Origin of the sequence: Pseudophaeobacter sp. C1-32P7, assembly GCF_041008775.1 — a bacterium.
Taxonomy (GTDB): Bacteria; Pseudomonadota; Alphaproteobacteria; order Rhodobacterales; family Rhodobacteraceae; genus Phycobacter; species Phycobacter gallaeciensis_A.
In genome coordinates this window covers 25483-38876 of sequence record NZ_JAXGFR010000002.1, presented here as the reverse complement: position 1 = coordinate 38876, position 13394 = coordinate 25483, and the positions used below count along the sequence as shown (strand labels likewise).

Here is a 13394-nt window from a genome sequence, read left to right as displayed (position 1 = left end):
AAACAGAAGCGACACAAAAACAATGGCCGCCTTGGCCTGAATTTCCCCGTTCGGTTCCGGAAAATCTAAAAAATTCGTTAAATAACGGGGTTGCGCCTAGTGAAAGCCGCCCGTTTTGCGCGGGCGGCTTCAAGGGGTATGTCAGCCGAGTTCAGAAAGGCGGGCAAGCGCCTCTTTGATCTTGGTTTCTTCCTCTTCGCGGGTGGCAAGGTTCTCGCGCGCTTCTTCCACCACCTCATCGGGGGCGGAGGCCACGAACTTCGGATTGTTCAACCGTCCGCGCAGGCCGCCAAGTTCCTTGGCCAGTTTGCCAAGGGTTTTCTCAAGGCGTGCCTTTTCCTCGTCGATGTCGATGATATCGGCGAGCGGCAGGCCGAAGGAAGCGCCGGGCGCCGAGATCGAGACACAGCCCTTCGGCAGGCTGTCGACCTTGGTCAGGCTGTCGATCCGCGCAAGGCGTTTGATCAGCGCCTCGTTGCGGTCCCATGCGGTTTGGGCGGCCTCGTCGATCTCGGTCACCAACATGGCGACCTTGAGGCCCGCAGGCACATGCATCTGCGCGCGGGCAGAGCGGGTGTTCTCGATGACCGAGATCACCCAGTTGATCTCCCGGTCGGCCTCGGCATTGACCAGGTCAGCGGCGGCATAGGCGGGCCAATCAACATGCACCAGCATCTTGGTGCGGGTTCCGGTCTGGCCCCACAGCTCTTCGGTGATGAAGGGCATGATCGGATGCAGAAGGATCAGGCACTGATCCATGACCCAGCGCATGGTCTCGCGGGTCTCGGCCTGGGCTGCGGCGTCTTCACCCTGCAACAATGGCTTGGACAGCTCCACATACCAGTCGCAGACCTTGCCCCAGACAAAGGCGTAAAGCGCCTGCGCCGCATCGTTGAAGCGATAGGCCTCTAGCGCCGCATCCACTTCCTCACGCACGCGGGCGGTTTCGCCGATGATCCAGGCGTTGACGGCCTGCGCGGGCTTCAGATCGGCCACATCGGTCTGCGGCACCGCATCGGTGAAGACCTCGTTCATCTCGGCAAAGCGGATGGCGTTCCACAGCTTGGTGCCAAAGTTCCGGTAGCCGGCGATCCGCTGCATATCGAGCTTCAGCACCCCGCCGAGGCTCGCCATCGCCGCATTGGTGAAACGCAGCGCATCGGCGCCGTATTCGTCAATGATATCCAGCGGGTCGATGACGTTGCCGGTGGATTTCGACATCTTCTTGCCCTTGGCGTCGCGCACGAGGCCATGCAGGTAGACGGTGTCAAACGGGATCTGATCCACGACGGCCAGCTGCATCATCATCATGCGGGCAACCCAGAAGAACAGGATGTCCTGCCCGGTGACCAGCGTCGAGGTCGGGAAGTATTTGCCCAGTTCCTCGGTCTGTTCAGGCCAGCCCAGCGTGCCGATTGGCCAGAGGCCGGAGGAAAACCATGTGTCGAGCACATCGGGGTCACGCCAGACCGGGTAGACCAGTTTGGTCGGATCCTGAGTGGTTTCATACTCGGCCAGCGCGGCGGCAAAGGCCTTGACCGCATCGGCGCGGGTTTCGACTTCAACCACCTGCGCGTGGTTCAGCGGTGTCGGCAGGCCAACCAGAATGTCGTCAAACTGTGGTTTGACGCTGTCGAAATCGGCGGCGCAATGACGCGGCTCTTCGCCGATCAGCAGCTTCTGCTCCCACATAAGGCGCAGGCTTTCGACCAGATCAAGCGCGCCGTCGCCCTCGTCATCGGTGAACCCTTCGCCGGAGAGGTCAAAGCCGTACCAGACCGGGATCTGGTGGCCCCACCACAGCTGACGCGAGATGCACCAGGGTTCGATGTTCTCCAGCCAATGGTAATAGGTCTTCTCACCCGATTCCGGCAGGATCTTGACGGTGCCGTCCTTCACGGCGTCCAGCGCCGGGCCGACGACCTTTTCAGCGTCCACGAACCACTGGTCGGTCAGCATCGGTTCGATCACCACCTTGGAGCGGTCGCCAAAGGGCTGCATGATCGGCTTGTTCTCGACCAGCGGCACCATGGTTTCGACAAGGTTGCCCTCGTCGTCCGTCTTGGCCTCTTTCACCATCACGGCGAGACCTTCGTCGGTGATCTGCTGCACCACGGCCTTGCGGGCCTCAAAGCGGTCCAGACCGCGCAGGTCCTCAGGCACCAGGTTGATGGCGTCGGCTTCGGCCTCCGAAAGGGTCTGTTCGCCCTTGGCGACGGCCATGGCCGTGGTTGCGGCCTCTTCGTAAGGCGCACCATCGGCACGCATCGCGCCCTTGGTGTCCATCAGGCGGTACATCGGGATGCCGCCGCGCTTGGCCACCTGATAGTCGTTGAAATCATGTGCGCCGGTGATCTTCACCGCACCCGAGCCGAAGTCGGGGTCGGGGTATTCGTCGGTGATGATTGGGATCAGGCGGCGGTGTTCCTTGGGGCCCACTGGGATCTCGACCAGCTTGCCTACGATGGGGGCATAGCGCGCGTCATCGGGGTGCACGGCCACGGCGCCATCGCCCAGCATGGTTTCGGGGCGGGTAGTGGCGATGGAGATGTAATCGCGCTCCTCCTCAAGCGTGACATTCCCGTCCTCGTCCTTTTCGACGTAGGTATAGGTTGCACCGCCCGCGAGAGGGTATTTGAAGTGCCACATGTGGCCCGCAACCTCGATATTCTCCACCTCAAGGTCGGAAATCGCGGTCTCAAAATGCGGGTCCCAGTTCACCAGCCGCTTGCCGCGGTAGATCAGGCCCTTGTTGAACATCTCCACGAAGACCTTGATCACGGCATCGTGGAAGTTGCCCTCTTCGCCTTCCGGGGCACCGGGGGCGCCGGACATGGTGAAGGCGTTGCGCGACCAGTCACAGGAGGCGCCGAGGCGTTTCAGCTGGTTAACGATGGTGCCGCCAGACTGGCTTTTCCAGTCCCAGACTTTGTCCAGGAACTTTTCCCGGCCGAGTTCGGCGCGGGAGGGCTGCTGGTTTTTCGCCAGTTCGCGTTCCACAACCATCTGGGTGGCGATGCCGGCGTGGTCCTGTCCAGGCTGCCACAGGGTGTCAAAGCCCTGCATGCGTTTCCAGCGGATCAGGATGTCCTGCAGCGTGTTGTTGAAAGCATGGCCCATGTGCAGGACGCCGGTGACATTGGGGGGCGGGATCATGATGCAATAGGTGGAAGCCTCGGGCTTCGCGTTTGCGCCTGCCTTGAAACAGCCCGCCTCTTCCCAGGCCGCGTAAAGACGGCTTTCGGCTTCGGCTGCGTTGAATGTCTTTTCCATCGCCATCGGTTTGGTCCTGCGTGCGTGTCATTTTTCGTCGCGTTCTCCCATATAGAACGGGGCGGCAAAGGGAAAGTGCCAAGGCGGGCAGGAAAATAAGGCAGGCGGGGGGAATAATGCGGGTTTTGGCGCCGTCATCGCGCGGGGCGGTAACGGTGGTTTAACTCTGAGCCGCTAAGGTCGTTTACGAAGAGAACAGCGGGTCCTCCCCTCGGTCCGCCATTCACGAGACGCCCGGCCAGACTTTGATGCGGATGCCCGCAAAGTCGGCCGGGCGCACTACTTTTGGCACCCCGTAAATTCTGTTTTCGCTTGTGTTGAAGGATGGGGGCGGCGCCTAGCCCCGGCTGCCGCTGCGGTCCAGTTTGGTCGACAGGTGGATCAGGCTTTCTGAAGAGCGAACGCCGCGCGCCTCGCCAATGCGGTCGATGGTTTCATCCAGTTCATCCGTGGTTTGCGCCACGACCTGCGCCAGCAGGTCGAACCGGCCCGAGGTCGTATGCACCACTTCGACCCCCGGAAGGCTGCGCAGACGGGCCAGAACCTCGGGGCCGCTGCGCGGTTCGATGGAGATCAGCACTGTCGCCTGCAGGGGCGGGCGCACTGCAGGGGAGATTTTCAGCGTGTACCCTGCGATAACGCCCAGCGTTTCCAACCGTTCGATCCGGGTTTGAACGGTGGTGCGCGCAAGATTGAGGTGACGCGCCAGTTCGGCCACCGGGCGGCGGGCATTGTCGCGCAAAAGCGCCAGAAGTCGCTGATCTGTTTCGTCTATCTGCATTTTGTGTGCGCCATAATGACGGGAATTACCGTCATAATATCAATAGTGACGGGGGAAATCGACGCGCAACCGGGCGAAAATGCAAGAAAACCGTCAATCGGCACGCAGTCCGTCCAACAAGGCTTTGATCTTATGCAGCATATTCCCCCGCTCTGGCTTGACCCCGAAACGCATCTTGCGCGGCGGCAGCCGGATCATCCCATCCTCTATTTCTCGCCGCGGGTGCTGCACGAGGTGGCGGACCGGTTCCTGACCGGCTTTCCGGGGCTGGTGACCTATGCAGTCAAGGCGAACCCCCATCCTGCGGTTCTGTCCAATTTGGTTGCCGCAGGTGTGTCGGCCTTTGATGTGGCCTCGCCAGCGGAAATGGAGGCGGTGCGCGCGGCCAGTGCGGATGCGGTGATGCATTACAATAACCCGGTGCGTTCGGATGTGGAAATCGCGGCGGGTATCTCTCATGGCGTGGCCAGCTGGTCGGTGGATGAGGCGAGCGAGCTGGCCAAACTGGCCGATGTGCCGCGCACCTGCGAGATCGCGGTGCGCTTTGCCTTGCCGGTCGAGGGCGCAGCCTATGATTTTGGCAGCAAATTCGGTGCCGCCCCGGAAGAGGCGATCGCGTTGCTGCAACGGGTGGCGGCAGAGGGCTGGACACCGGCCCTGTGTTTTCATCCCGGCACCCAATGCGAGGATGCCTCGGCTTGGGTCGAATATATCCACGCCGCCCGCCGGATCGTCGATGCCGCCGGGGTAAAGGTGGCGCGACTGAACGTCGGCGGTGGCTTTGCCGCCAACCGCGATGGCGTGGCGCCGGATCTTGAGACGGTGTTTTCCGCCATTGGGACTGCGGTTCGCGATGCCTTTGGTGACGCCGCGCCAGAGCTGATCTGCGAGCCGGGCCGGGCGATGGTGTCTGAGGCCTTTACCCTTGCCGCCCGCATCAAAGGCCTCCGCCAGGGCGGCGGCGTGGTCTACCTCAACGATGGGATCTATGGCGGGCTGGTCGACATCCGCGACATGGGTTTGCCGGGGCGGGTGACCGTGGTCAGCGCCGAGGGGCAGCACCGGTCGGCGCCGCGCAAACCGCGCATCGCGTTCGGCCCGACCTGCGACAGTCTGGACCGTCTGCCGGATGGTCTGCCGTTGCCCGAAGACAGCGTGATAGGCGATTATGTGCTGTTCCCTGGGCTTGGTGCTTATTCTTCCGCCATGAGCACGCAATTCAATGGCTATGGCCTTTCGGATGTGGCCACCGTGATCGAGCTCTCTGGACAAGCTGGCCAGCACGGCTAATGTCGGCCCCAAAGCAGCACTGAGCGCGCGAAGGGGATGAGCATGGAAAAGTTCGGAAAAAGCCAGCCGGTGAAACGGGTCGAGGATGTCCGGTTCCTGACAGGACACGGCCGCTATATCGAGGATTCTGCGCCCCAGGGCGCCTTGCGGTGCTGGGTTCTGCGAAGCCCCGTGGCGCATGGCACGATCACCCGTCTGGACGTCGAAGATGCCCGCGCCGCCCAGGGCGTGCAGATGGTGGTGACCTACGCCGACTATCTTGAGGCGGGCTATGACACCGGAATCGATGGCATCCTGATCAAGAATCGCGACGGATCGGGCGCGGCGGCACCGCATCGGCCGATGCTGGCCCATGATCGCGTGCGTCACGTGGGCGAACCTGTGGCGGTTGTTGTAGCCGAAACCATGGATCAGGCCCGTGATGCCGGAGAATTGATCGAGCTGGAAATTGACGACCTGCCGGTGAAAATGGACATCGCGCCGGGCGGTGAGCCGCTGCACCCGGATGTGCCGGACAACCTCGGCTTTGACTGGGGCATGGGCGATGAGGCCGCAACCGAGGCTGCCTTTGCCGAGGCCGCCCATACCGTGGCGCTGCAGGTCGAGGACAACCGGATTATCGTCAACTCGATGGAGCCGCGCGGCTGTTTCGCCGAATGGCAGGACGACCGTCTGCATTTCACCTTTGGCGGGCAGGGCGTCTGGGGCGTCAAATCCAACCTCGCCAAGAAACTGCGCCTTGAAGAAGAACAGGTACATGTGGTGACCCCGGATGTGGGCGGCGGCTTTGGCATGAAATCGCAGCCCTATCCGGAATATTATGCTGTCGCCCATGCGGCAAAGGTTCTGGGACGACCGGTGCTTTGGGTTGGGGACCGCACGGAATCGATGCTGTCGGACAATGGTGGGCGCGATCTGACCTCGCTGGCGGAACTGGCCTTTGATGCGGATCTGAAGATCACCGCCTATCGGGTCAACACCCGCTGCAACCTTGGCGCCTATAACGCGCCTTTTGGCCAGATCATCCAGACGACCCTGTTCAGCCGCGTTCTGGCCGGGGTTTATGACATCCAGACCGCCTGGTTGCGTGTCGAAGGGATCTATACCAACACCACCCAGGTCGATGCCTATCGCGGCGCGGGCCGCCCCGAGGCGATTTATGTGCTGGAGCGGGTGATGGACCGGGCCGCGCGTGAACTTGGCGTCGATCCCTGGGAGCTGCGTCGGCGCAATTTCATCGCCCCGGCAGCCTTTCCTTATGCCACCGTCACTGGCGAAAGCTACGATGTCGGCGATTTCAACCGGGTGCTGAGCCGCGCCGCGGAAGAGGCTGATATGGCAGGCTATCCGGCCCGCAAGGCTGCAGATGCAGCATCGGGCAAGCTGCGGGGCGTCGGCCTGTGTTACTATATCGAAAGCATTTTGGGTGATCCTTCGGAAGGCGCGGAAGTGGAGTTTCTGGAGGACGGCCGGGTGAATATCTATGTCGGCACGCAAAGCAACGGACAGGGGCATGAAACCGTTTACGCGCAGTTCCTTGCGGATCAGACCGGCATTCCCGCAGACCAGATCCATGTGGTGCAGGGCGACAGTGACCTGATCGCCAAGGGCGGCGGCACCGGCGGGTCGCGCTCGGTCACCACGCAGGCCAATGCCACCCTTGCCACCGTCGATGCGATGGTCGCGGCCTTTACGCCTTTCCTCGCCGATGAGATGGGCGTCGAGGAAGACGCAATCGAATTTGATGGTGAAACCTTCCGCGCGCCGGGATCTAACGTTACCCCGACCGTTCTTGAAGCGGCCGAGATGGCCCGCGCGCAGGGCCGGACCGAGTTGCTGCGTCACTCGGCGCGGGCCACGTTGCCGGGGCGCTCGTTCCCGAACGGGGCTCATATCTGTGAGGTGGTGATCGACCCCGAAACCGGCGCTTCCGAGGTTGACCGCTACACTGTGGTGGATGATTTTGGTAACCTGATCAACCCGGCGCTGGCCGAAGGGCAGGTGCATGGCGGTGTTGCGCAGGGCCTGGGTCAGGCAATGCTGGAACATGTGGTCTATGACGAAGAGGGGCAGCTGCTCACGGCAACGTTCATGGACTATGCCATGCCACGGGCGTCAGATATGCCAATGATCGGCTTTGCGACTGAGGCCGTGCCCTCGACCCAGAACCCGATGGGGATGAAGGGCTGCGGCGAGGCCGGAACCGTGGGCGCCATGGCGGCGGTCGCCAATGCGGTGCAGGATGCGGTCTGGGCACGTGGTGTGCACCAGATGGACATGCCGTTCACGCCGTTGAAACTATGGGAAGTGCTAAGGGATGTCTCTGTCGCAGCTGAGTAAACGTGTCTTTGGATGGCTCGGACGGCCTTTGAGGTCCGAGCATTCCGCCGAGACCGCGCTGCGCGGGCCGCAGGCCCATGTGATCATTCTGGACGGGACCATGACCTCGCTGCGGCCGGGCCATGAATCCCATGCCGGGCAGACTTACCTTCTGTGCAAGGAGGTCGGCCCGGAAGTTTCCGTATTCTACGAAACCGGCGTGCAGTGGACTGGCTGGTCCAGTGCGCGGGATGTCATGGTGGGCACTGGGATCAACCGGCAGATCCGTCGTGCCTATGGCTATCTCGCCTCGCGCTACCGGCCTGGCGACAGTATTTTCCTGATCGGATACAGCCGCGGGGCCTATGCGGTACGCTCATTGGCCGGTGTGATCGGCGAGGTGGGCCTGCTGCGGCCCGAACACGCCACCGAACGCAATATTCGCACCGCCTACCGCCATTACCAGCAGGGGCAGGACGCGGAGATCGCGCGCGCCTTTCACGATGCCTATTGCCACGCTGAAACCCAGATCGAAATGATCGGCGTCTGGGACACGGTCAAGGCACTGGGCTTTCGTCTGCCGGTGCTGTGGCGCTGGTCCAAGGACCCGCATGGCTTTCACAACGATGAATTGGGGCCGCATGTGAAGAATGGCTATCATGCGCTGGCGCTGGAGGAGACCCGCGACGTCTTTGCCCCGGTGTTGTGGTCCTGTCCCGACGGGTTCAACGGTCGGGTGGAGCAGATGTGGTTCCGCGGCGCCCATGGGGATGTGGGCGGGCAGCTTGGCGGTTTTGAGGCGGCGCGGCCGCTCGCGAACCTGTCGCTGGTCTGGATGCTGGAAAAGGCCGAGGATTGCGGATTGCCGCTGCCGCAGGATTGGCGCATGCGGTTCCCGGTGGATCCCGGCGCGCCATCGGTCGGCACCTGGCGCGGCTGGGGTAAGATCTTCTTGCTGCGCAGTCGCCGTCCGGTGGGCAAGGACCCGAGCGAGCGTCTGCACAGCAGTGCTAAGGGTTTTGTGATCAAGGAAAAGCGCTCGGCCTGGCGCCTGTTCTGGCCCTCGCGCGCAGCACGCTGAGGCGCGCGGCGGGTTGATCAGCCTTTCGGATCGGGCAGTTTCATCACGATGCAGGTGGTTGAACCTGTCGCATAGAGCTTGCCATCCTCGACGCCGCGGATTTCACCATGGGCCACGCCGGTCGAGCGCCCCACGTGGTCGGTAACGCCGATGCAATCCACCGTGACGCCCAGTGGAATTGAGCGCAGGATGTTGATCTTGTATTCCAGCGTCGTATAGGCGGATCCCTTGGGCACGCGGGTCATCACCGCGCAGGCCATGGCGCTGTCCAAGAGCGTGCCATACCAGCCGCCATGAACGGTGCCCATGGGGTTGGTCATGGAAAACTCCGGCGTGCCGCGGAAGACAATGCGGCCTTCGCCAACCTCGTGCAGAGCATATCCCAGCTGCGCACCGATGGGCGGGCCGGGCAGTTTGCCATCCAGAATACCTTGCATGAATTCAAGGCCCGAAAGCTGGGTAATTTCCGACATCGACAGCAGGTCCGCAGGCGATTTTGCAATGAACATGAAAGAGATGCCCCATCCAATTGAAGTGCCCGGCGCCAAGGCCGGGCAATCAGAGTTCCATTTTGGAATGAGGCTAGGCGCGGCTTACGGCGCCAGCAAGTCTTACGCCACGTTCTCGAGCGAGACCTTGGGCGTGATGCCAAGGGCGAAACAGACATCGCGGGTCAGCTCGGGACGGTTCAGCGTGTAGAAATGCAGCTTCTCGACGCCGCCTTCCAGCAACTCGGTGCAGAGCTCGCTGCACATCGCGGTGGCCAGCAGATCAGCGCGGTCATCGCGCAGCGCCTTTTCAAAGGCATCCTCGACCCAGGCGGGGATCTTGGTGCCGCAGCGGCGGGCGAAATTGCGGGCGCCTTTCCAGTTCTCGATCGGCAGAATGCCCGGCGTCAGTTTCGAGCCGTCAATGCCCGCCTTTTCGCAGGCATCGCGGAAGCGGAAGAAGGTTTCGGGTTCAAAGAAGAACTGGGTCAACGCTTCGTCCGCGCCTGCGTCCAGCTTGCGCTTCAGCCAGTCGACATCGGCCTGGGCGGTTGCGGCATCGGGGTGCTGGTCGGGGTAGGCGCCGACACGCACGGTGAATTTTCCGGTGTCCGCCAGGGCCTCGATCAGTTCAACCGAATTGGCGAACCCGTCGGGGTGCGGGGTGAACTTGCCTTCGCCCTTGGGAGGGTCCCCGCGCAGGGCAACGATTTCAGACACGCCTGCCTCGGCAAAGCGGTCCGCGATCTCCATCGTTTCGGCCTTGGTCGCCTGCACGCAGGTCAGGTGTGCGGCCACATTAAGGCCCGAGGATTTGTGCAGCGTCGCCACCGCATCGCGGGTCAGATCGCGGGTGGTGCCACCGGCGCCATAGGTGACAGATACAAAACGCGGGTCCAGCGGTGCCAGAACCTGAACCGTGTCCCAAAGGCGGAAAGAAGCCTCAAGCGACTGCGGCGGAAAGAACTCGAACGAGATGTCAGGGGTCTTCATTAGGGGATCTCCGACTGATTTGACCTCTTGTTGCACACGCAGCATTGTGAGACAAACTCATAATTCTCAAGAACAACATGAGCGACGCGATAGAATGCACATCGAATTCCGCCATCTGCGCACGATCAAGGCCATCCACGAAGCCGGCGGTCTGGCCCGCGCGGCCGAGCAGCTGAACATCACGCAAAGCGCGCTCAGCCATCAGATCAAGGGGCTGGAGGAACAAGCGGGGGTGGAGTTGTTCCTGCGCCGCTCCAAGCCGATGAAACTGTCGCCTGCCGGGCTGCGGCTATTGCGTTTGGCCGAACAGGTGCTGCCGCAGGTCGAGGCCGCACAGGCCGAGTTTTCCAACCTGCGCGAGGGTCACGCCGGGCGGATGCATATCGCCATCGAATGCCATGCCTGTTTCGAATGGCTGTTCCCCGTGCTTGAGGCCTTTCGCAAAAGCTGGTCGGACGTGGATGTGGATATCCGCCCGGGCCTCGCCTTTGACGCACTTCCCGCGCTGCAAAAGGAAGAGGTGGATCTGGTGGTCTCCTCCGACCCGGATACGCTGCCGGGCGTCGAATTCATCGAGTTGTTTGATTACCGACCGGTCTTTGTCGCCTCATCGCAGAACCCGCTGGCGGCAAAACCCTATATCGAGGCTGAGGATTTCCGGGATCAGACGCTGATCACCTATCCGGTGGAAAAATCCCGTCTGGATGTGTTCAGCCAGCTCCTGACACCGGCGGGGGTCGAGCCTGCGTCTATCCGTCAGGTCGAGTTGACTGCCGTGATCCTCTTGCTGGTGGCGTCGAACCGGGGGGTGTCTGTTCTGCCGGATTGGGTGGTGCGCGAGGTCAAGTATTCCTCGGACTATGTGACCCGGCCGCTGACCGCAGAGGGGATTACCCGCAGGCTTTATGCTGCGGTGCGCAGCGAGGACCGCGAAAAGCCCTATATGCAAGAGCTGATCCGCCTGGCCAAGGTCGAGGCGCGCAAGCTTCAGCAGCAATAACGCGTTTGGCAGTGCCCCCGCCGGGCTGATCTCGGCGGGGGCGGTTTCTTGGACGTAAACAGGCGGTCAGATCAGTTTGACGATCTGCTTGCCAGTATTGCCGCCCTTCAGCAGCGACCGGAACGCCTCGGGGGCGTTTTCCAGACCAGTGGCGATGTCCTCAAGGAAGCGGATCTCACCCGAGGCAACCTTGGGCGCGACTTCTTTCAGGAACTCCGGGTAGCGGTCGAAATGATTCGAGATGATGAAGCCGTTCACCGACAGGAATTTCACCAGGATATTGCGCCAGATGTTCGGCCCGGTCAGCGCCACATCCGATGCGCCTGCGCCCAGACCGCCGGCGTTGTACCAGGCGATCATGCCGCAGATCGGGATACGTCCATGCGGGTTCATCAGCGGCAGCACCGCCTCCAGCACCTTGCCGCCGACGTTTTCGAAATAAATGTCGATGCCCTTGGGGCAGGCCTCGGCCAGATCCTTGCGCAGGGATTTCGCATCCGCATAGGCACGGTGATCCAGGCAGGCGTCAAAGCCGAAGGTCTCGGTCGCCAGTTTGCATTTGTCGGCGCCGCCCGCGATGCCGACAACGCGCAGGCCTGCCAGTTTGGCCAGTTGTCCGACCATTGAACCAACGGGACCGGTAGCGGCGGCCACCACCAGGGTTTCGCCCGCTTCAGGTCGGCCATAGGCGGTCAAGCCATGCCATCCGGTAAAACCGGGCATGCCCAGCACGCCAAGCGCTGCAGTGATCGGACCCTGCGCCGGATCCAGCTTGCGCAGTTCCTTGGCTGGCAGGCAGCCGTGGCTGGCCCAACCCAGCATGCCAAAGGCGAAATCGCCCGGTTTGAAGTGCGGGCTGTTCGACGCGATGACCTCACCCACGGCGCCGGCCTCCATGGTGCCGCCGATAGGCACCGGCGCGGCATAGGATTTGGCATCGTCCATGCGGCCACGCATATAGGGGTCCAGCGACATATAGTGCGATTTAACAAGCACTTCGCCCTCGCCGGGCTGCGGCAGGTCAACGGTTTCAAGGCGGAAATTGTCATCCGTGGGCTCGCCGTCCGGGCGGCTGGCCAGCACGATACGCTGCATCTGTTCGGTCATTTGGATCTCCCTATCCATTGTGTCACTGTCCGTCTCACCTGTGTCTCACTGGGGCGATGCGGCTTATCTGAACTGTGTAGTTCAGTTTTGCGGAATGCAACCATCCTCGAAAATAACCCGACGGCAAAGAAGGCAAAGGCGCTGTCCCGGAATTGCAGGGTATTGGCTCTTGGCAAGAAGGGGCAGGGCGCGTATAGGCACGGTTTGACCGGCATCTCCCCGACCGACACAGGAGTCTGCAGATATGATTGGCAGCGCGAACCTTAATGTGATGATCAAGGCCGCCCGCAAGGCAGGCCGCTCCCTCGTGAAAGACTTTCGCGAGGTTGAGAACCTTCAGGTCTCGATGAAAGGCGCGGGTGACTTTGTGTCCCGGGCGGATATTGCCGCGGAAAAGATCCTCAAGGATGAGCTGATGGGCGCGCGCCCGACCTACGGCTGGCTGGCCGAAGAGGGCGGAGAGACCCCCGGCGAGGATCCCACCCGCCGCTGGATCGTGGATCCGCTGGATGGCACCACCAACTTCCTGCACGGCCTGCCGCATTGGGCGATTTCGATCGCGCTGGAGCACAAGGGCAAGATCGTGGCCGGGGTGATCTATGACGCGGCCAAGGACGAGATGTTCTTTGCCGAAAAGGGCGCCGGTGCCTGGATGAACGATACCCGCATCCGGGTGTCTGGCCGTCACCGGATGATCGAATCCATCTTTGCAACCGGGCTGCCGTTTGGTGGCCGCTCGGATCTGCCTGCGACCCTGCAGGATCTGGCGCGGCTGATGCCCGCCTGCGCCGGTGTGCGCCGCTGGGGCGCTGCGGCGCTGGACATGGCCTATGTTGCGGCTGGCCGCTACGAAGGGTTCTGGGAACGTCGCCTGAACGCCTGGGACATGGCGGCTGGCATCATCATCGTCAAAGAGGCCGGCGGGTTGATCGAGGCACTGGACCCCGAGGAGAGCATTCTCGAATCCGGCGAAGTCGTCTGCGCGAACGAGCCGATGTTCGAAGCCTTTGCGAAAGTGATCCGGGGCTGATCCCAAGACAGGGGTGCCGGGGTTATCCCCAG

10 protein-coding genes are annotated in these 13394 nt (G+C 62.1%); 5 read left to right on the top strand and 5 right to left on the bottom strand.

Annotated elements, in window-relative coordinates; genetic code table 11:
- Nucleotides 1-141 precede the first annotated feature (141 nt).
- Both SM763_RS03040 and SM763_RS03035 read right to left on the bottom strand, forming a co-directional pair.
- Nucleotides 142-3279: a valine--tRNA ligase gene (locus tag SM763_RS03040; protein ID WP_368997554.1), complete on the bottom strand. Its 3138-nt coding sequence runs from the start codon at nucleotides 3277-3279 to the stop codon at nucleotides 142-144.
- A 331-nt stretch (nucleotides 3280-3610) separates the two neighbouring features.
- Nucleotides 3611-4054, bottom strand: a complete 444-nt coding sequence (locus SM763_RS03035; protein WP_065270684.1) for an Lrp/AsnC family transcriptional regulator — start codon at nucleotides 4052-4054, stop codon at nucleotides 3611-3613.
- 132 nt (nucleotides 4055-4186) lie between these two features.
- Between SM763_RS03035 and SM763_RS03030 the strand changes: the two genes are divergently transcribed.
- From SM763_RS03030 to SM763_RS03020, 3 genes are read left to right on the top strand one after another with little or no spacing between them, the layout of a single operon-like run.
- Nucleotides 4187-5344 carry a type III PLP-dependent enzyme gene (locus SM763_RS03030; protein ID WP_368997552.1) on the top strand — a complete coding sequence of 386 codons (1158 nt, stop codon included), beginning with the start codon at nucleotides 4187-4189 and terminating at the stop codon, nucleotides 5342-5344.
- A gap of 42 nt (nucleotides 5345-5386) precedes the next feature.
- Nucleotides 5387-7684, top strand: coding sequence for a xanthine dehydrogenase family protein molybdopterin-binding subunit (locus SM763_RS03025; RefSeq protein WP_347510127.1), 2298 nt, complete (start codon nucleotides 5387-5389; stop codon nucleotides 7682-7684).
- A complete protein-coding gene (locus SM763_RS03020) occupies nucleotides 7662-8744 on the top strand; it encodes a T6SS phospholipase effector Tle1-like catalytic domain-containing protein (protein WP_065270682.1) in 1083 nt (360 codons plus the stop codon). The genes SM763_RS03025 and SM763_RS03020 overlap by 23 nt, the downstream gene beginning before the upstream one ends.
- A 17-nt stretch (nucleotides 8745-8761) precedes the next feature.
- Here the strand turns inward: SM763_RS03020 and SM763_RS03015 are convergent, their stop codons facing one another.
- Nucleotides 8762-9253: a PaaI family thioesterase gene (locus SM763_RS03015; protein ID WP_347510128.1), complete on the bottom strand. Its 492-nt coding sequence runs from the start codon at nucleotides 9251-9253 to the stop codon at nucleotides 8762-8764.
- A 102-nt stretch (nucleotides 9254-9355) separates the two neighbouring features.
- Nucleotides 9356-10225: a methylenetetrahydrofolate reductase [NAD(P)H] gene (gene metF / locus SM763_RS03010; protein WP_065270680.1), complete on the bottom strand. Its 870-nt coding sequence runs from the start codon at nucleotides 10223-10225 to the stop codon at nucleotides 9356-9358.
- 94 nt (nucleotides 10226-10319) lie between these two features.
- On the opposite strand from metF, the gene SM763_RS03005 reads away from it, so the two are divergent.
- Entirely contained in the window at nucleotides 10320-11225 is a 906-nt protein-coding gene (locus tag SM763_RS03005) for a LysR family transcriptional regulator (RefSeq protein WP_274828422.1), read from the top strand.
- 66 nt (nucleotides 11226-11291) lie between these two features.
- On the opposite strand, the gene SM763_RS03000 is transcribed toward SM763_RS03005, so the two are convergent.
- Nucleotides 11292-12332 (bottom strand): NADPH-dependent curcumin/dihydrocurcumin reductase, encoded by a 1041-nt coding sequence (locus SM763_RS03000; RefSeq protein ID WP_065270678.1) that lies wholly within the window; start codon nucleotides 12330-12332, stop codon nucleotides 11292-11294.
- A 244-nt stretch (nucleotides 12333-12576) separates the two neighbouring features.
- Here SM763_RS03000 and SM763_RS02995 point away from each other — a divergent pair, with 244 nt between their 5' ends.
- Nucleotides 12577-13362 carry an inositol monophosphatase family protein gene (locus SM763_RS02995; RefSeq protein WP_065270677.1) on the top strand — a complete coding sequence of 262 codons (786 nt, stop codon included), beginning with the start codon at nucleotides 12577-12579 and terminating at the stop codon, nucleotides 13360-13362.
- The last annotated feature ends 32 nt before the right edge of the window (nucleotides 13363-13394 follow it).

Excerpts from the sequence above, each read along its gene's own strand:
- SM763_RS03000 (WP_065270678.1), bottom strand. The coding sequence starts at position 12,332 with ATGACCGAACAGATGCAGCGTATCGTGCTGGCCAGCCGCCCGGACGGC.
- SM763_RS03040 (WP_368997554.1), bottom strand. The coding sequence starts at position 3,279 with ATGGCGATGGAAAAGACATTCAACGCAGCCGAAGCCGAAAGCCGTCTT.
- SM763_RS02995 (WP_065270677.1), top strand. The coding sequence starts at position 12,577 with ATGATTGGCAGCGCGAACCTTAATGTGATGATCAAGGCCGCCCGCAAG.
- metF (WP_065270680.1), bottom strand. The coding sequence starts at position 10,225 with ATGAAGACCCCTGACATCTCGTTCGAGTTCTTTCCGCCGCAGTCGCTT.
- SM763_RS03020 (WP_065270682.1), top strand. The coding sequence starts at position 7,662 with ATGTCTCTGTCGCAGCTGAGTAAACGTGTCTTTGGATGGCTCGGACGG.
- SM763_RS03035 (WP_065270684.1), bottom strand. The coding sequence starts at position 4,054 with ATGCAGATAGACGAAACAGATCAGCGACTTCTGGCGCTTTTGCGCGAC.
- SM763_RS03030 (WP_368997552.1), top strand. The coding sequence starts at position 4,187 with ATGCAGCATATTCCCCCGCTCTGGCTTGACCCCGAAACGCATCTTGCG.
- SM763_RS03015 (WP_347510128.1), bottom strand. The coding sequence starts at position 9,253 with ATGTTCATTGCAAAATCGCCTGCGGACCTGCTGTCGATGTCGGAAATT.
- SM763_RS03025 (WP_347510127.1), top strand. The coding sequence starts at position 5,387 with ATGGAAAAGTTCGGAAAAAGCCAGCCGGTGAAACGGGTCGAGGATGTC.
- SM763_RS03005 (WP_274828422.1), top strand. The coding sequence starts at position 10,320 with ATGCACATCGAATTCCGCCATCTGCGCACGATCAAGGCCATCCACGAA.